20 protein-coding genes are annotated in these 16,607 nt (G+C 49.0%); 4 read left to right on the top strand and 16 right to left on the bottom strand.

Annotated elements, in window-relative coordinates; all coding sequences use genetic code 11:
• Positions 1-752, top strand: a 752-nt coding sequence (locus AJE_RS12965) for a class 1 fructose-bisphosphatase (RefSeq protein WP_008951239.1), incomplete at its 5' end; no start/stop codon positions are given.
• 66 nt (positions 753-818) lie between these two features.
• The gene (gene ppa / locus AJE_RS12960) at positions 819-1,346 is read left to right on the top strand and encodes an inorganic diphosphatase (protein ID WP_008607132.1); all 528 of its coding nucleotides are present in this window, start codon (positions 819-821) and stop codon (positions 1,344-1,346) included.
• Positions 1,347-1,411: 65 nt separating this feature from the next.
• Here ppa and AJE_RS12955 read toward each other — a convergent pair whose 3' ends face one another.
• The 8 genes from AJE_RS12955 to AJE_RS12920 form a co-directional block, all read right to left on the bottom strand.
• Positions 1,412-3,649 (bottom strand): two-component system response regulator, encoded by a 2,238-nt coding sequence (locus tag AJE_RS12955; protein WP_008951238.1) that lies wholly within the window; start codon positions 3,647-3,649, stop codon positions 1,412-1,414.
• Positions 3,650-3,743: 94 nt separating this feature from the next.
• Positions 3,744-5,864, bottom strand: coding sequence for a response regulator (locus tag AJE_RS12950; protein ID WP_157999937.1), 2,121 nt, complete (start codon positions 5,862-5,864; stop codon positions 3,744-3,746).
• A gap of 89 nt (positions 5,865-5,953) precedes the next feature.
• A complete protein-coding gene (locus tag AJE_RS12945; protein ID WP_008951236.1) occupies positions 5,954-6,703 on the bottom strand; it encodes a TIGR04219 family outer membrane beta-barrel protein in 750 nt (249 codons plus the stop codon).
• A 3-nt stretch (positions 6,704-6,706) separates the two neighbouring features.
• The gene (locus AJE_RS12940) at positions 6,707-7,684 is read right to left on the bottom strand and encodes a DUF2333 family protein (RefSeq protein WP_008607125.1); all 978 of its coding nucleotides are present in this window, start codon (positions 7,682-7,684) and stop codon (positions 6,707-6,709) included.
• A gap of 116 nt (positions 7,685-7,800) precedes the next feature.
• The gene (locus tag AJE_RS12935; RefSeq protein ID WP_008607123.1) at positions 7,801-7,995 is read right to left on the bottom strand and encodes a hypothetical protein; all 195 of its coding nucleotides are present in this window, start codon (positions 7,993-7,995) and stop codon (positions 7,801-7,803) included.
• Positions 7,996-8,268, bottom strand: a complete 273-nt coding sequence (locus tag AJE_RS12930) for a hypothetical protein (protein ID WP_008951235.1) — start codon at positions 8,266-8,268, stop codon at positions 7,996-7,998.
• Positions 8,269-8,473: 205 nt separating this feature from the next.
• Positions 8,474-9,469 (bottom strand): tRNA dihydrouridine(20/20a) synthase DusA, encoded by a 996-nt coding sequence (dusA, locus tag AJE_RS12925; protein WP_008951234.1) that lies wholly within the window; start codon positions 9,467-9,469, stop codon positions 8,474-8,476.
• A gap of 24 nt (positions 9,470-9,493) precedes the next feature.
• Positions 9,494-9,730: a DUF2798 domain-containing protein gene (locus AJE_RS12920; RefSeq protein WP_039928777.1), complete on the bottom strand. Its 237-nt coding sequence runs from the start codon at positions 9,728-9,730 to the stop codon at positions 9,494-9,496.
• A gap of 130 nt (positions 9,731-9,860) precedes the next feature.
• On the opposite strand from AJE_RS12920, the gene AJE_RS12915 reads away from it, so the two are divergent.
• Positions 9,861-10,298: a transcriptional repressor gene (locus tag AJE_RS12915; RefSeq protein ID WP_008607119.1), complete on the top strand. Its 438-nt coding sequence runs from the start codon at positions 9,861-9,863 to the stop codon at positions 10,296-10,298.
• 98 nt (positions 10,299-10,396) lie between these two features.
• Positions 10,397-10,861 (top strand): chemotaxis protein CheX, encoded by a 465-nt coding sequence (locus tag AJE_RS12910; RefSeq protein ID WP_008951232.1) that lies wholly within the window; start codon positions 10,397-10,399, stop codon positions 10,859-10,861.
• Between the two features lie 24 nt (positions 10,862-10,885).
• On the opposite strand, the gene alr is transcribed toward AJE_RS12910, so the two are convergent.
• From alr to AJE_RS12870, 8 genes are all read right to left on the bottom strand, one after another.
• On the bottom strand, positions 10,886-11,962 hold the full coding sequence (gene alr / locus AJE_RS12905; RefSeq protein WP_008951231.1) for an alanine racemase: 1,077 nt from the start codon (positions 11,960-11,962) through the stop codon (positions 10,886-10,888).
• A complete protein-coding gene (gene dnaB / locus AJE_RS12900) occupies positions 11,962-13,353 on the bottom strand; it encodes a replicative DNA helicase (protein ID WP_008607116.1) in 1,392 nt (463 codons plus the stop codon). The genes alr and dnaB overlap by 1 nt, the downstream gene beginning before the upstream one ends.
• Before the next feature lie 207 nt (positions 13,354-13,560).
• Positions 13,561-14,013 (bottom strand): 50S ribosomal protein L9, encoded by a 453-nt coding sequence (gene rplI, locus AJE_RS12895; protein WP_008607115.1) that lies wholly within the window; start codon positions 14,011-14,013, stop codon positions 13,561-13,563.
• An 18-nt stretch (positions 14,014-14,031) separates the two neighbouring features.
• On the bottom strand, positions 14,032-14,259 hold the full coding sequence (gene rpsR / locus AJE_RS12890) for a 30S ribosomal protein S18 (RefSeq protein WP_008218940.1): 228 nt from the start codon (positions 14,257-14,259) through the stop codon (positions 14,032-14,034).
• A gap of 11 nt (positions 14,260-14,270) precedes the next feature.
• The gene (gene priB / locus AJE_RS12885) at positions 14,271-14,576 is read right to left on the bottom strand and encodes a primosomal replication protein N (protein WP_008607114.1); all 306 of its coding nucleotides are present in this window, start codon (positions 14,574-14,576) and stop codon (positions 14,271-14,273) included.
• 7 nt (positions 14,577-14,583) lie between these two features.
• Positions 14,584-14,961 carry a 30S ribosomal protein S6 gene (rpsF, locus tag AJE_RS12880; RefSeq protein WP_008607108.1) on the bottom strand — a complete coding sequence of 126 codons (378 nt, stop codon included), beginning with the start codon at positions 14,959-14,961 and terminating at the stop codon, positions 14,584-14,586.
• Between the two features lie 196 nt (positions 14,962-15,157).
• A complete protein-coding gene (locus AJE_RS12875) occupies positions 15,158-15,532 on the bottom strand; it encodes a hypothetical protein (protein ID WP_008951230.1) in 375 nt (124 codons plus the stop codon).
• Positions 15,529-16,607, bottom strand: a 1,079-nt coding sequence (locus AJE_RS12870; RefSeq protein ID WP_039928776.1) for a S41 family peptidase, incomplete at its 5' end; no start/stop codon positions are given. The genes AJE_RS12870 and AJE_RS12875, both read right to left, overlap by 4 nt.

The raw sequence follows: 16,607 nt of genomic DNA, 5'->3' as shown, positions 1-16,607 counted from the left end.
GCTCAGAAGAAGAGGATGATATCGTACCGGGTAATCCGCGTGGCCGCTATCTGGTAACCTTTGACCCTTTAGATGGGTCCTCCAATACCGATATCAATAGCCTGATCGGCACTATTTTCTCGATTTTACCCGCCGATCCACACAAGGACGCCAGTGATGCCAGCCAGTTTTTACAACCAGGCTCCGCTCAAGTTGCAGCAGGCTATGTGTTGTATGGCCCATCAACGATGCTGGCGCTGACCACTGGCAAAGGCACCCGCCTGTACACCCTGGATAAAACCTATGGCGGCTTCCTGTTAACCGAAGAGCAGGCTACTATTCCGAAATATACCGCTGAGTTTGCCATCAATATGTCGAACCAGCGATTCTGGGAAGCGCCAATGAAAAATTACATTGCCGATTTACTGAAAGGTAAAGAAGGGATACGCGGAAAAAACTACAATATGCGCTGGATTGCCGCTATGGTAGGCGATGTGCACCGGGTACTCTGTCGTGGTGGCATCTTTGCCTATCCCCGCGATCTGAAAGATCCAAGTAAGCCGGATAAATTGCGCCTGATGTATGAAGCTAATCCGATGAGCTTTCTGGTAGAACAGGCTGGCGGCGCCAGCTCCACCGGTTATCAACGCATTATGGAAATTATTCCGACTGATATCCATCAGCGGGTGGCAGTGATTTTAGGGTCGAAACACGAAGTGGAAACCTGTGTCAATTACCACAGAAATCGCACTGCTCCGGTAATATCAGACTAATTATCAATAGCCATTTTTACGGTCGTCATTATAATGGCGGCCAGCAATTAATCAGAGGACCAAGCGATGAGCTTAAGCGATGTAGCAGCTGGCAAAAATCTGCCGGATGAAATTAACGTAATTATTGAAATTCCGGCCAATGCCGATCCAATCAAATACGAAGTGGATAAAGACACCGGTACCGTCTGGGTAGACCGCTTTATGGCCACCCCTATGTTCTATCCGTGCAACTACGGCTTTGTGAACCAGACTTTGTCTTTGGATGGTGACCCGGTTGACGTACTGGTACCAACGCCTTACCCACTGGTACCAGGCGCCGTGATTAAATGTCGCCCGGTTGGCGTACTGAATATGGAAGATGAGTCTGGTCAGGATGCCAAGGTTATTGCCGTACCTGTTAGCAAGCTGACCAAACTGTATGACCATATCCAGGATATCAACGATGTGCCTGAGCTGCTGAAAAAGCAAATCCAGCATTTCTTTGAGCGTTACAAAGAGCTGGAGCCAGGTAAGTGGGTTAAAGTTACTGGTTGGGCCGATGCCGCCGCCGCGAAAGCTGAAATTATGACCTCTTTCGAGCGCGCCAAGAAATAAGCCAGCAGCCGCTGTTGCCAATAAAAAAACCGGAGCGCCCTCCGGTTTTTTTATTGGCGTTAACATTAGGGCTTTAACTTGCCATCCTGATACGCCAGTAAATACTGCATTAAATCGGCAGCAGGCATTGGTTTGGCAAACAAATACCCCTGTACTTCTTCGCAGCCCATCGCCATCACGGCCTGCAACTGCTCCTTGGTTTCAACACCCTCGGCAATAGTGGACAGACCGATACGTTTACCTAAACTGATAATGGTCTCAGCAATCAGTCCGCCACCCTCGTTCGTTACCGTGCTGACAAAGGCACGGTCTACCTTGATCCGATCCAGCGGCAGTTGCTGTAAATAGCTCAACGATGAGAAACCAATACCAAAGTCGTCGATCGCCACCTTAATACCAAAGCTCTTTAGCTGCTGCAGTGCATCAATCACGATTTTCGGCTCGTCCATCACCACTGACTCGGTGATCTCCAGCTCCAGTAACTGCGGATTAACCTGATAGCGTTTAACCGTGTCGATAACGGAGGGCACAAAATGTGGCGAACGGAATTGTGGCATCGACACATTTACCGCAATTCGCAGACTGCCACAGTTGGCTGCCGCTAATTGCTGTAGTTGCTTACAGGCCTGCTCTAAAACCCATTGCCCAATATCGACAATCAGGCCTGAGTACTCTGCCAACGGAATAAAGATCGCCGGCGAGATATAGCGCCCGGGTTGATGTGGCCAACGTAATAAAGCCTCCATCCCAACCACGGCCTGGCTCTTCAGACACAGCTGTGGTTGAAACCAGAGTTCCAGTTTGTCCAGTGCAAAATCGGCGCGCAGCATTCTGAGCATCGTCAGCCGCTCTGTCACCTCTTCTTCCATCGCCGGTTCATAATACTGATGGTGTACGCCCAGGGTTTTTTTGGCTTTATTCAGCGCAATATACACCTGCTTCATAATCACCATGCCCTGCTCTGCAGCCTCGCGCAGCCGGCAGATGCCAAAGGTCGCATTCATTTGCAGGCTATGTTCCGATGCCTGAAATGGTTGCGCGAAAACAGCGGTCAAACGCTCTGGCGTTAACTCATCTTCCGGCCCCACCAACGCAAAGACGTCGGCACCAATACGGCCTAACTGCGAACTGATACCAAAATGTTCGATTAAGCGCAGCGTAATCGCAATCAGCAGTTCATTGCCGACATCCTGCCCCAGACCATCGTTAACATCGGAAAAGTGGTCAATATCAACCAGTACCGCCACCATATGCTCAGGTTCAAAGCGGCGGGTATCCTGTAAAATCTGAATAAATTCGTTGCGGTTTGGCGTCTTAGTCAGCGGATCGATATAGGCGGCATGTTTTAATTGTTGAAATAACGCGACATTCTCGTAGCCTACCGAGATATTGCTAAGAAAAACCTCTATTAGTTGCTTATCGGCTTCATCAATAGGTCGGTTAGTTTCAATAAACACGGCTGCGTTTAGTTTATCATTACCTAAGTAAAGCACCGTATCTTGGTCTGAAAACAGGTGCTGCCTTGTTTTCAAACACAGATTGATTTGATCAACAATACGTCGGTTGTCTAAACGATCTAGCTGACATTTGATAAAGGGTGCATAGTGACCAGCGGCTCCCAACACATAGATCCGATCACTCGCTGTGCCATCATCTTCAATTTGTGCACAGAGAACGCCTTCAGCGTGTAACCCTATTAGCGACGATATCTGAGTGACCACTCCCTCAGAGAATTCATGTAAGGAATGTTGCTCAAGCAGGTTTGCGCCCGCTTTTATAATTTTTTGCAAACCGCGACGATTCTGGTTGATAGTTTTTATCTGTTGGTAGGAACGGATAGACGCGATAATAGTGGTGACTAACTTGTTACGGGTTAACTCGGTCTTCGTTTTGTAGTCGTTTATATCGTAATCTTTAATGACACTCTCTTCTGGGGCGTATCCCGGCTGTCCCGTTCTGAGTACGATACGAATCTCATCTAACTGCAAGTCGTCACGAATCTGCTTAACAACTGTTAAACCAGCACTGTCTGTTTCCATCACGACATCAAGTAGCACCAGGGCTGTGTCTTGATGTTCAGACAAGAAACTGATGGCTTCTTTACCAGAATAAGCATGGTAAAAATCTAGCCGCTTCCCCAAGACGATAAGATCGTTGAGTGCGAGTTTAGTTACCGTATGGATTTCCTGATCATCATCGACAATCAGCAGTTTCCAAGCGCCAGTTATCGACGGCTTGATTGGCAAATTAGCGTCATCATCTGCTAAAAACAGAAATCCTTCATCTGTTTCGTGTGGTGTCATGGACTGAGCCTTTCTTCACGTTGTAACTAAATATACCTGCATCTCAACAAAAAAAGAAATCCTGCATTAAGTAAATTTAATCCAGCGAGCCTATTTAAAACAATCGATAAGTCGCCAGTAGCTTGTCAAACTTACATGGGTCCAAGGGTTTAAGTAAAATATCATCCATCCCCGCTGCTTTAAATTCAGCCTGCTCCGAGGGCAGTGCATGGGCGGTAAAAGCTAAAATAGGGATACTCTGATAGTCTTCTAGCTGGCGTAGCTGCCGGGCAACCTCAGTTCCGGATAAATCCGGTAATTGGATATCAAGTAATACCATGTCAAACTTTTCTTGCTTACATTGCCAGAGCGCCGCAGCAGCCGTTTCTACCGCACAAACCGTTACCGCTTTGCCCTGCAGGAGTATATTTATAAATGCTTGATTTGTCTGATTATCATCTACCACCAATAACTTTTTGCTACTTGGGCTCATAACTCCGGATAGCCGTTGTTTAATAAACTGCAGACAAAACAAACTACTCGAATAACAAGGCAACAGCTGGCGCCATTGCCGAAAGTTTAACGGCGCAGCAAATGCCAGCATTGGTAGGGTGCAATGCTGTAAAAATTGCTGCCACTGCTGGCTCGGAGCTTGTCCTGGCAACATTATTATCAGCAAACTATAAGCTTGCTCAGCCAAGCGTTGTTGTAATTCATTGAGATCACTGCAGCCAATGATCTGTACCGTACAGCTGCTAAGTAGATGCAAACGCTCTCTCAGTCGCTCCGGATCCGCGTCAAACAGTAATAGTGGTCCCAATAAACTCGCATCGGCATTGGTATGGCAAGCTATGGGCAAACTAAAACTGATACTAACCCCGAGTCCTTCCAATGATTCAATTCTTAACTCAGCGCCTTGCCTTTGCTGCAACAGTTGCAATACGGCAATATCGGCGTCCCGCCACTGTAATTCTGAAGAGTGAGAGCTTTTAAGATGCTGTAATACATGAGGCGGTAAACCGTTCCCATCACAACGAAGTTGCATTGTTAATCGTGGAGAGTCTGGCAAGTCGATCCCAATGCGAAACTGCAATCGTTTCATGGTTTCAGAGCGCATTGATAGGGCTAACATCGCTTGCATCGCTAATAACAGCGAATGCTGATCTAAAGTTACCTGGTATTGATTTAGCTCCGGATACTCTAACCAATCTAAACTACTGTCTGCTGGCAATAGAGCAGCCAGCTTGTCTGTCTGTTCAGCCAGCCACATCGGCAGTGATGTAACAACTGGCGTGCACTGGAAATCACCAAATTGGAGCAACCCATAATTGTGTTGTAGCTGCTTTAATACGTTAAATAAAGGTTCTGGTAGTTGCTCACGTCTGAGGTCTAATAATTGCCATTGATGGAGCCAACGGTTAACACATTGCCGCAATGACAACTGCGCTGTGACAGTGTTTTGCCATTCTTGGCGGGTATTTTCCAGCGCTTTTGTCAGCTGCTGCTGTTGCATTCGAGTAGAATCAAGTTGTTGCTCTAACGACACTCGCTGCTGGTGCTGCTCTGCAAGAAGCTGTTTGATGGGTTGTAACTCAGGCAAGCCCGACTTAGCGACTGAGGCGCCAATATCAGCTTGGTCATGTTCCCGTTGTAGCGAATCGATCGCCTGCCTTAGCTGATGTCCACGTCGATTAAAAAAAACTGCGTTGGTAAGCACAATCACAGTGAGCAGTAACCAAGCCAACACCATCGGCCACAGCTCACGCCAACCTATACCCAAGGGTTCAGGCAAGATAACGAGTACAGCTTCAGTTTGTGTTGCGGTACCAAATTGCTCGAAAGGCAGAGTTTGTGTCCTGATTATTTGCTGTGCATACCAATAGTATTCGTCTGCCAGTAAACTAAATTGCGAATTTAAGTTAGGCAACACTCGCTGTGGCAACCGAGCGATATCACCAACCACAGCTAATGGTAAACCATCATTTTGATAGATGGCCAAGGCTGCAATCGGAAAAGTGGCGTCAAATTGTAATTCTGCCAAGCGCTGAGTCAGCTGCTCAGCGGAAATCTGTCCAAGATTGGGTCTCAGACTCAGCTCAATAATTTGCGCATATTGTTGCAGCTGCAGCTGTAAACGTTGTTGTTCATCTTGTCGCTGCCAGACCCAGCTTGCTGCGGCTATCAGCAAACTGCAAAACAGGTAAAGCGACAGCAAATATTGATAAAAAGACTTCAAGATTGCGCTCATTGCACAAAAAACAGGAGCCTACTATATGATTAAAGTGTAATAGGCTCAAGTATCAGTCCTGAAATGCCGTTCAGATGTTAAAAATGCAAATCGACGCCGACAAAGAAACCGCTAAACGTGGTTTCAGCAAAGAGATCGTCGACATCTTGCAATGCGAACTCAACCCGCCTGTAACCTAAGGATAGTCGCAAATCAATCAATAAATTGTCGAATACCTGATAGCCAACACCGGCCTGAAAATCATAAAAGTGATCTCCTCGCCAAGGCGCGCCCTGAGCGATGAAAAAGAGATCATACCCGGTTGCAACCAGATCCACTTTTCCATTCAGGTAAAGCATCGGCAGCCATTGCTTGATACGCTGTTGGCTAACCAGGCTCTCCGCAGTAAGCTGCACCTCGCCTTGCAAGTGCTTTGCGGCAATACCAAGATCAACAGAAATTAAAGCATTGTCCAAAACTTCGTAATACAACACATAATCGGTAAACCTCCAATCTAGCCGAGCCAAAACAGCAGTGCCAGACGAAAAGTCTGTGCCAGCAAACAGCATATCGCGCTCAAGTTCAGTCTTGCCTAATGTCTGCAACTTTTGCTGCTGTACGCGTATATTCGGCAACACTGGGATGGCATGCTCCAGCGCAACATAGTAGTTGTGTTGACGGCTGGCTGAAAACTGAAAGTGTTGCAGGTTTGGCTCGTTCGCGAAGCCGCCCTCTGCCTCGCTTCGCCAAGTTTCGATACCCGCATAAACACCCAGTATAGAATCCGCCTGTACCTGCCAGGCACCAGAGATCAGCCCTGTGCATAACACCAACTTGGCTAACTTCATCAACTACCCTTGCTTTAATAATTCAGATAAATCAATCAGCGCCGCATTGGCGCGGGAGATATAATTTGCCATCACCAGACTATGATTGGCCAGAATACCGAAGCCACTGCCGTTTAATACCATCGGGCTGTGAATAGGCTGCTGAGCGGCTTCCAGCTCACGAATGATTTGCTGTAGGCTCACCATCGCATTACGACGCTGCAGCACTTCCGCAAAATCAACTTCCACCGCCTTCAGAAAGTGCAGCAATGCCCAGGTTGCACCGCGCGCTTCATAAAATTCATCATCCAGTTTCCACCAGCTGGTTTTTACAAAGCGGCGGTCCGGTGTTTCCGTCGACTGACGAGCAGCGATGTCGCCAGCGAGATCGGTATTAAAACGCTCCTGCCCCACACTGGCACTGAGACGCTGTGAATAGCTACCCAAACGCTTTTCGACATTCTTCAGCCAGTCACGCAGATTGTCTGCCCGGGCATAGAACTGGCTGTCCGTTTGTTTTGGATCGACCAAGGCGCTGCGATACAAATAAAGCTGAGCAATCGCCTTACGATATTCAGATTCGGCGCTCGGTAATACCCAACTGCGATGATCAATATTCAGTTGCGGTTGAGCAATCCGTAAAAAGGCATTTTCCGCTGATTGCGACTGAGAGCGGCTAAAGTCTTTGCGAAACGCCAGTGCCAGATCACGTGACATTTCCAGCACGCCAAATTCCCAGGCCGGCATATTATCCAGTAAGCTAAAGGGTGGCAGAATATCATTTGACATATAGCCGCCGCGCTTTTGCAATAAGGTTTCCGTAACGCGGATCAAGGCAGTCGTAGTGTTGTAGCCGACAACCCGGCTGCCATCATCCAGATGTAACCCTTGCTGCACTTCTTCTATCAGTAAGGCGGGCTCGCGACTTACCCACCAACTAAATAACCACAGCACCAGTAAGATCCCGGCTACAACGGCTGACAGAGTAGAGGTTTTATTCATATCATGTCCTAATGGTTTGGCATAGTCGTGACAGGGCGTCACTGCATCCTGTCGTCCTGCGCTATCCGCAGCCAGCCATTATGCATCGTCTAAACCCGATGCAGCCGCGGACAACACTATCTTACACCAAAACCACTGTCACGGCAGCGATAAGCCGGTGATAATCTTGGCCGGGTCAGGCTCCTGCCCCGCCAGGCCCAGCCTTTTTTATAAGCCTGCCAAACCACGACCGCTGGCATAGCGCCAAGCACCAAGCCCAATACCGGCAGCAAATAGATCAGCAGTAAAGTCTGCTCAGCGAAGGCCAACATTTACTCTGCCACCATTGTTACGGCCGCTTTCTCAGCGACCTGTTGTGCCAGCTGCGGCATTTCGCCTGGTTGCTGTAACACAAGTGGCATCTGCGTGATGGTACTCTCGATCGAATATTGGCTTTGTTGCCGCACATCCAGCGCCAGTTGTTGCTGTAACTGCTGTTGTTGTATTGTCATAGCTGCACGCAGCGATTCAGCTGGATCGGCTAATAGTTGGGTGCTGGTTAAACTAACAACACTAGTAAAAAGAAGAGTAGTTAAAGTACGCATTTGGTTGCTCCTGCAAATTCAGTTCAGTGGTTCGGTACTGCTGCGATACTGAATTCAAGGGGCATGCCAAAGCCGAAAAGCCACATAACCATTTGTTTTATAATGATTAATGCAGAGATCAACAAAGAAGGCTGTAAGTGCGGGAAAGTTAAAAAACCAAAAAATAGTCAATTTTGCTATTTTTGGTTTTTATATAGACAGTCAGTTAATTAGCCGTAGTGTCTGGCGATTCAGGCACCAGTGCTAGCGCCTGTAACAGCAACTCTGGTTTGGCATCAGCTAGATGTCCTTGCTCACTCAGTAAGCGACGCCACTGCCGGGCACCCGGCTGCCCCTGAAACAGCCCTAACATATGACGGGCAATATGCCAAAAACGCGCCCCTTGCTGCATTTGTTGTTCAATGTAGGGCACCATCAACCGTACCAGTTGATGCTGCCCCGGTACCGACCAGACATCCTGATATAGTACGGCATCGACCTGGCTCAGTAGATAAGGGTTGGTGTAGGCCTCTCGGCCGATCATCACGCCATCCAAATATTGCAGCTGCTGCTCAGCCTCAGCCAGGGTTTTGATTCCACCATTGATACTGATGTCCAGTGTCGGGAAATCCTGCTTTAACTGATAAACCCTTGGGTAGTTCAGCGGCGGGATCTCGCGGTTTTCTTTCGGACTTAAACCTTTTAACCAGGCCTTGCGGGCATGGATCACAAATTGCCGACATCCTGCTGCCGCGACAGTGGCGACAAAATCCTGTAAAAACTGATACTCGTCAGAATCGTCAATACCGATGCGGGTTTTCACACTGACCGGAATACTGACGGCATCCTGCATCGCCTTAACACTATCGGCAACCAGTTGCGGCCTGGCCATCAGGCAAGCGCCAAACATACCGTTCTGCACCCGATCTGATGGGCAACCGACATTTAAGTTTATTGCAGCATAACCACGCTGCTCAGCCAGCTTGGCACAATGCGCCAGCTCAGCCGGTTCGGAACCACCCAGCTGCAGTACTACCGGCTGCTCTTGCGGATTAAAACCAAGATAATCGCCTTTACCATGGATAATGGCGCCGGTTGTGACCATCTCGGTATATAGCACCGCATGCTTGCTCATCAGACGATGAAAATAGCGGCAATGCCGATCGGTCCAATCCAGCATCGGAGCAACGGAAAATTTTTGTGGCAAGATAGCGTTATTCAAGTTAGCAAACCATTCAGACAGAAATCAGGACCCGGCATGAACCAGATAAGCCGTTAATTTTTTCACCAGTGGCAACACCAGTAGCAAGGTCGGAAAAGCAATCAGCCAGGATAGGCCCCAGGTTGATAGCCACCCTTGCAGTGTAAAAGCCTCCAACCCAAGACTTTTCAGGGTGCTGACCAAGGATACGATCAGCGTCATCAGCACTGAGAGTAACAATGGCATGACCAGTGACGCGGCTTTAGCAGGCAGTTTTGGCATATCACACTTTGCCCCGGGTTTAAAAAACGCAAAATTATACCCGATTTTCGGCTTGAATGTGCGGCTTCTTACAGTCACTGGTTTCAGACTAACAATATGGTACACTGCGGCTAAGTATGGGAGGGCAAGCATGTCTACTGAGAGTTTAGTATCAAAAGCCAGAGCCATCTGCGAGCAAAATGGCGCCCGCTTTACCAGTATTCGGGAGAAAGTTTTCCGCCTGATGGCAGAAAATCATGGCGGCCAGGGTGCCTATGAATTACTGGAACAATTGAAACAAACTGAACCCGCTGCCAAACCGGCAACGATCTACCGGGCGCTGGAGTTTCTGACTGAGCAGGGCTTTATTCATAAGATTGAGTCAAGTAATGCCTTTATGTTGTGCCAGCATTTCGACAAGCATCACCCGGCGCAGCTGTTGATATGTGAGAAATGTGGCAACGTGACCGAACTGCATTCGGCCACTTTAGACGCAGAATTTAGCAAACTGGCCTCGGCACTGGGTTTTCATATTCACCGGAAAACGATAGAGGCGCGGGGGATTTGTCGGCAGTGCCATGGAAATTAACCGCAAAACATTAGCTGCACTCTTGTATAATAAAGAAAAAACTTCTAGGCTTAATTTTGTTGCCATTATCTCGAATCCTCAACTCGTAGGCATTTTAAATGAATGTTGAATATATAAACCCTTTTCTTTCCTCACTCGTCAATGTACTTTCGACCATGGCCAATACCAAAATTGTGCCGGGCCAGCCACGGGTTAAAAAAGATGAAGTCGCGCAGGGTGATGTCTCAGGTCTGATTGGTATGGTCGGCCCGACCATGAAAGGGTCATTTTCTGTGAGTTTCGATGAGAGTCTGGCGATTGAAATTATGTTCCGGATGCTGGGTGAAAAACCGGCAGGCATTAATGCCGATGTAACCGATATGGTGGGTGAAATTACCAATATGGTCACCGGCGGTGCCAAGCGCATTCTGGGTGAAAAAGGCTATGAATTTTCGATGGCTACCCCGATCGTGGTATCGGGTAAAAATCATACTATTACCCACAAGTGTGACGGCCCAACCATTCTGATGCCGTTTAACTCAGACTTTGGCAAAGTCCATATTGAAGTCAGTTTTGATAAGTAACCGCTGAACGCGGCGTGTTAGCGCTCAGCAGTACTGATAATCAACACGTGGCGTAATATTACATAGTAGCTCATAAGGTATGGTAGCCGCACAGGCTGCCACCCGCTCAATGGCCAGTTCAGGCCCCCACAATACGGCTTCGTCGCCAAGTTGATCCAAAGCATTCGGCCCCAAATCCACAGTAATCATATCCATCGACACCCGGCCGGCCAGCGGTACTTCCCGCCCGTTCAACCAAACCGGTGTGCCATTTATCGCGTGGCGCGGATAACCATCACCATAACCTACCGCTATAACGCCTAGCGTGGTATCACAACTGGCCTGCCAATGCCCGCCATAGCCAACCCGTTCACCGGCACGCACCTGACGCAGAGCTATCAGGCGGCTACTCAGTCGCATCACCGGTTGCAGTTGATGCTCGCTGCCAATTTTCCCGGCGAAAGGTGAAATACCATGCAGCATCAACCCGGGTCTGACCCATTCGGCGTGGCTCTGTGGAAACGCCAGGATTGCAGCGGAGTTAGCTAAACTGCGCTGCTCTGCCTTACCAGCCGTTAAGTCAGCAAAGACTGCCAGTTGCTGTAAGGTGCGGTCTGAGTCAGGTTCATCGGCACAGCAAAAATGACTCATCAGCCGGATCCCCGGTAATACCGCACTGCATTGCCACAGCCGGCGGTAAAAATCGTCAAACTGCGCCGGCTCGATCCCCAACCGGTGCATGCCGCTATCAATCTTCAGCCAAACCTTTAGCTGGCCATCCAGCACAGTTTGTTCCAACGCCTGTAACTGCAATTCGTTATGTACCACGGTTTGCAAATTGTTAGCCAGTAACAGGGGTAACTCGGCCGCTTCGTAAAAGCCCTCGAGCAGCACTATCGGTTTGACAATACCACCAGTGCGCAGCGCCAGAGCTTCATCAATCCGCGCCACGGCAAAGGCATCAGCATCACTCAGCGTCTGCGCCACTTTAACCAGGCCATGACCATAAGCATTGGCTTTCAGTACTGCCAATAGCTGACTCTGTGGCGCCAGTTGCCGAACCCGGCTTAAATTATGCTGCAGTGCCTGTAAATTGATTTGCGCGACCGGCCGTCGACTCATTAATACTCATCCTCAAAACGGGCACTGCCGGCATAATTGTCAAAGCGCGAAAAATGACCATGAAACGTTAACCGCACCCGGCCTATCGGGCCATTCCGCTGCTTACCAATAATAATTTCGGCGGTGCCTTTATCGGCGCTGTCTTCGTGATAGACCTCATCACGGTAGATAAACATAATCAAATCCGCATCCTGTTCGATCGAACCCGATTCCCGCAAGTCCGAGTTAACCGGCCGCTTATCGGCGCGCTGCTCCAGTGAACGGTTAAGCTGTGACAGCGCCACCACCGGCACCTTTAATTCCTTTGCCAGGGCTTTTAATGAGCGGGAAATTTCAGCAATCTCCAGGGTACGGTTTTCGCTCATCCCCGGTACCGTCATCAGCTGCAGATAGTCGACCATAATCATACTTAAGCCACCATGCTCGCGGGCAATCCGCCGCGCTCTGGAGCGCACTTCGGTAGGGGTTAAACCTGAGGCATCATCGATATACATTTTGCCTTTGCTGTTCAGCAGCTCTATCGCCGATGACAAGCGCGCCCAATCTTCGTCTTCCAGCTGGCCGGTGCGCACCTTGGTCTGGTTAATCCGGCCCAAAGAGGCCAGCATCCGCATCATAATCTGGTCTGACGGCATCTCTAAGCTGAAAATAAGTACTGGTTTATCGCTGGTAATAGCCGCATGTTCGCACAGGTTCATGGCAAAGGTTGTTTTACCCATCGATGGTCGCGCCGCGACAATAATCAGATCCGACGGCTGCAAACCATTGGTCATCTTGTCCAGATCGACATAGCCGGTCGATACCCCGGTTATACCATTTTGCGGTGAGCGGTACAGCGCATCAATTTTATCAATGGTTTTGGCGAGGATGCTGTTGATGGGCTCAGGCCCCTCATTGGCTTTGGCACGCTGCTCGGCAATTTTAAAGACTTTGGTTTCGGCAAAGTCCAACAGCTCAGCCGCAGTGCGGCCCTGAGTATCGTAACCGGCGTCAGCGATATCATGGGCAACACCAATCATATCCCGCACTACCGCGCGTTCGCGGACGATATCGGCATAGGCCAGAATATTGGCGGCACTGGGGGTGTTTTTGGCAATTTCACCCAAATAAGCAAAGCCACCAATATCGTCTAACTGTTGGTTGGCTTCCAGTGCTTCCGAAACGGTGATCAGGTCAATTGGCTGGTTGCCCTCAGCCAGGCGCGCCATCGCATTAAAAATCAGCCGGTGTGAGCGCAGATAAAAATCATGCTCTACCACCTTTTCGGAAACCCGATCCCAGGCTTCATTATCCAGCATCAGGCCGCCCAGCACTGATTGCTCCGCTTCAATCGAATGCGGTGGCATCTTTACTGCTGCAACCTGCTTATCTTTTACACTTTGTTGTGCCACGTTGTACTACCACAGGAAAAAACTTGCTGATGGCATCATGCTAACCTGCGACTGCGCCAATGCCAATTAAAGCTTTGAAAATTTTACCTGTGATTGGCTGACTGACAGTTGAATGGCTTTGGATTTAACAGAAAAAATGACAGAAAAAGCAGAGGGGATAACAGAACAGAGAAAACGCACTGCCAGGCGGCAGTGCGTCTTAGCCAATTAGGCTTCAGCGATAATGATTACTTTGATAGTGGCAATCACTTCAGCGTGTAACTGCAGGTCGATGTCGAACTCGCCAGTTTCACGTAAAGTACCATTTGGTAACTTCACTTCCGCTTTAGTTACGGCAACGCCGGCTTCAGTGATCGCATCAGCGATATCACGGGTACCAACAGAACCGAACAGTTTACCCTCGTCACCCGCTTTAGAAGCGATAGTCACCTGGGCCAGTTCAGCTACCTTGGCAGCACGGTCGTTAGCAGCAGCTAAACCAGCAGCCAGTTTGGCTTCTAATTCAGCGCGACGGGCTTCGAATTTCTCGATGTTAGCCTTAGTAGCCGGAACTGCTTTACCCTGAGGGAATAAGAAGTTACGGGCATAACCAGACTTAACAGTTACATTGTCACCTAAACCACCCAGGTTTGCGACTTTGTCTAACAGAATAATTTGCATTGCCTATACCCCTCTGTATTAGCTGTGTGAGTCGCTGTATGGTAACAGGGCCAGGTAACGGGCGCGTTTGATGGCGCGGGCTAACTGACGCTGGTATTTAGCGCTGGTGCCAGTAATACGGCTTGGTACGATCTTGCCACTTTCTGTAACATAGTTCTTCAGAACGGCGGTGTCTTTGTAATCAATCTCTACAGTGCCTTCTGCAGAAAAACGGCAGAACTTACGGCGACGGAAAAAACGTGACATTTGTCTGTCTCCTAACTTAATTGTTCAATCTGTTGCGCATGCAGGACCAGTTTTGCCTGACCACTGCGGCTTTGGTGCCGGTTTAAAAAACCACTCACCCTAACCGTGCTGCCCAACGTCAGATGCTGAGCGTGTTGTTGTAACACTGTGCCGCTTAGAACCACCTGCATCCGCACATAAGCCTGACGATTTAAGCCAGCCTCCTGTTGCATGCTGCGATGTTCCAGGGTTAACACAGTGTGCGGGATCCCCGCCGGACTCTCACTGCGCTCAGGGTGCCGGCAAAGGGCGCCACTTAGCACAAAGTAATTGTCCATCTCCAACTTACTCGTCGTTTGCTACTTGCTCTTCAGTTTCACGAGGAGCACGCTCACGACGCTCTTCACGTACCTTAGCCATTGGTGATGGCTCAACGATGGCACCGTTAGTGCGCATAATCAGGTTACGTAATACCGCATCGTTGTAGCGGAAGTTAGTTTCCAGCTCATCGATCACGCTTTGTGGTGCTTCCACGTTCATCAGCACATAGTGTGCTTTGTGCAGTTTTTGAATTGGGTAAGCCAGTTGACGACGACCCCAATCTTCTAAACGGTGGATAGCACCGCCCGCTTCTTTGATCGCGCCAGTGTAACGCTCGATCATACCAGGCACTTGTTCACTCTGATCAGGGTGAACCATAAAAACGATTTCGTAATGACGCATTGTAGCTCCTTACGGTTAGTAAGCCTCGGAAGAACTCGGCCGGGTTCTTATAAAGGCAAGGAACGTTGAGTGTATGGCCGAAGGTCGCGTATTTTAAGGAGTCAGCCGTGAAATAACAAGTGAAAGCGGCAGATTGCACAAAAAAAGTTCAGGCCAGCGAGCTGGCCTGAACATCAAATTCGCCGCGTTAATGACTTTAACGGGGCGCCAGCTGGCAACGGGCGCCGTTAAGGCGAATACTCTTGCCTGAGCCAGGATGCTGTAAAATACAACTGTCCCCGACTTTAACCAGTACAAAACGGTAGGATGGCAAACTATGCCGCCCATCGAGCGGCCTGCCTTGACTATCCATCGGCATCCGTTGCTCGATAAAGAGTTCGGCACTGTGCATCAGTACATCGTCAGCCAATGTTACAGTGTTGCCACCGACAATCCCGGTAATAAAATCGTTCAGTTGCTGGCGAACCTCTGCTCCGCCAGCCACTAATACAGCAGGCTCTGCCGCTGAACCACTTTGACAGCCCGTCAGTATCAGCATACTGCCCAAGGTCAAGATGGTTATCGCTTTCACGGGTTACCCTCCGCCGGCTGCAGTTCAGTCATCAGCTTATTATTAAACAAAATATCCTGATAGCGTGGGTCTAATAAGCGCATTTTGCCTGCGGCTTCATCGTCAAGCCGTGCTCTACTCTCAGAAATTTGCAGGCTACCAAAGCCAGCACTACCAGCTTCAATCAGCGGGCACCGACCATTCTGGGCGTAGTATACTGCAGCGCCCAGCAATCGCTCGGCAGGGTCGCCCAGCTGCTTGCTAAAGTCATCCGCCAGTGGGCAACCTTTAACATCGGCCTGGAATACCGGATTTGTTTTCGGGATAAAGCCATCGGCATATTCACCAAAACCTTTAGCATTGACGCCAGTAAACTGAATGGTGAAGTAGGTCGTGCCACAGTTGTCGGTCGGATAAAAGCCGTAAGGCTTTCCACAAGTTTGAGCGCCAATCAGGATTACCTCAACATCAATACCGCGCAGTGCATTGATAAAGGCTTCACTGGCAGAGCAGGTATTACCGGTGCTTAAGATAAAAACCCGACTTAAATTTAATGTTGGCAGGTCAGTATTAGTCAAACGTCCTGCTTCATAATCAATCACTTTTGAATAAAACGGCACCGGAGATAATGGCTGCCCGGTAACAGGATTGGTATTTGGGTGTTTATCGTTAAAGATAGTCCGTTCAAAGAAACCGTTCTGAATAATATTCGGGCCCGTTACCATATAACCAAGCTGGGATGCTAAGGCTAATAAGCCACCACCGTTGTAGCGTAAATCGATGACCAGTTCATTAATATTGGCGTCCGCAAACTGATTAACCGCATTAATCAATTGCTGCTGAGCCAGCGCAATATGGCTATTAAATTGCACGTACCCCACCTTCCCGGCAAAGGTGTCCAGAACTCTGACATTCTGCACCGGTGAAGAAGCCACATTAGCCGACGTCATGGTCACGGTCTTGCGTGCACCAGCGGCCGATTCAAACACAAATTCAAAGCTCTGGCCGGTAGCTGACGGGAAAAGCGCACGATTCAGCAGGTCGACACCGGCTTGGGTATTATCATTAACAAAGTCGACACCATTCACACTCAGTA

Source organism: Alishewanella jeotgali KCTC 22429 (genome assembly GCF_000245735.1).
GTDB classification, from domain to species: domain Bacteria; phylum Pseudomonadota; class Gammaproteobacteria; order Enterobacterales; family Alteromonadaceae; genus Alishewanella; species Alishewanella jeotgali.
Note: the sequence above shows the minus strand (reverse complement) of the source record. Positions and strands in the feature narration are given on the sequence as shown.

What these genes read in the sequence shown, in the direction of transcription:
- ppa (WP_008607132.1), top strand. Translation starts at nt 819, where the DNA reads ATGAGCTTAAGCGATGTAGCAGCTGGCAAAAATCTGCCGGATGAAATT.
- AJE_RS12955 (WP_008951238.1), bottom strand. Translation starts at nt 3,649, where the DNA reads ATGACACCACACGAAACAGATGAAGGATTTCTGTTTTTAGCAGATGAT.
- AJE_RS12945 (WP_008951236.1), bottom strand. Translation starts at nt 6,703, where the DNA reads ATGAAGTTAGCCAAGTTGGTGTTATGCACAGGGCTGATCTCTGGTGCC.
- AJE_RS12940 (WP_008607125.1), bottom strand. Translation starts at nt 7,684, where the DNA reads ATGAATAAAACCTCTACTCTGTCAGCCGTTGTAGCCGGGATCTTACTG.
- AJE_RS12935 (WP_008607123.1), bottom strand. Translation starts at nt 7,995, where the DNA reads ATGTTGGCCTTCGCTGAGCAGACTTTACTGCTGATCTATTTGCTGCCG.
- AJE_RS12930 (WP_008951235.1), bottom strand. Translation starts at nt 8,268, where the DNA reads ATGCGTACTTTAACTACTCTTCTTTTTACTAGTGTTGTTAGTTTAACC.
- AJE_RS12920 (WP_039928777.1), bottom strand. Translation starts at nt 9,730, where the DNA reads ATGCCAAAACTGCCTGCTAAAGCCGCGTCACTGGTCATGCCATTGTTA.
- AJE_RS12915 (WP_008607119.1), top strand. Translation starts at nt 9,861, where the DNA reads ATGTCTACTGAGAGTTTAGTATCAAAAGCCAGAGCCATCTGCGAGCAA.
- AJE_RS12910 (WP_008951232.1), top strand. Translation starts at nt 10,397, where the DNA reads ATGAATGTTGAATATATAAACCCTTTTCTTTCCTCACTCGTCAATGTA.
- alr (WP_008951231.1), bottom strand. Translation starts at nt 11,962, where the DNA reads ATGAGTCGACGGCCGGTCGCGCAAATCAATTTACAGGCACTGCAGCAT.
- rplI (WP_008607115.1), bottom strand. Translation starts at nt 14,013, where the DNA reads ATGCAAATTATTCTGTTAGACAAAGTCGCAAACCTGGGTGGTTTAGGT.
- rpsR (WP_008218940.1), bottom strand. Translation starts at nt 14,259, where the DNA reads ATGTCACGTTTTTTCCGTCGCCGTAAGTTCTGCCGTTTTTCTGCAGAA.
- priB (WP_008607114.1), bottom strand. Translation starts at nt 14,576, where the DNA reads ATGGACAATTACTTTGTGCTAAGTGGCGCCCTTTGCCGGCACCCTGAG.
- rpsF (WP_008607108.1), bottom strand. Translation starts at nt 14,961, where the DNA reads ATGCGTCATTACGAAATCGTTTTTATGGTTCACCCTGATCAGAGTGAA.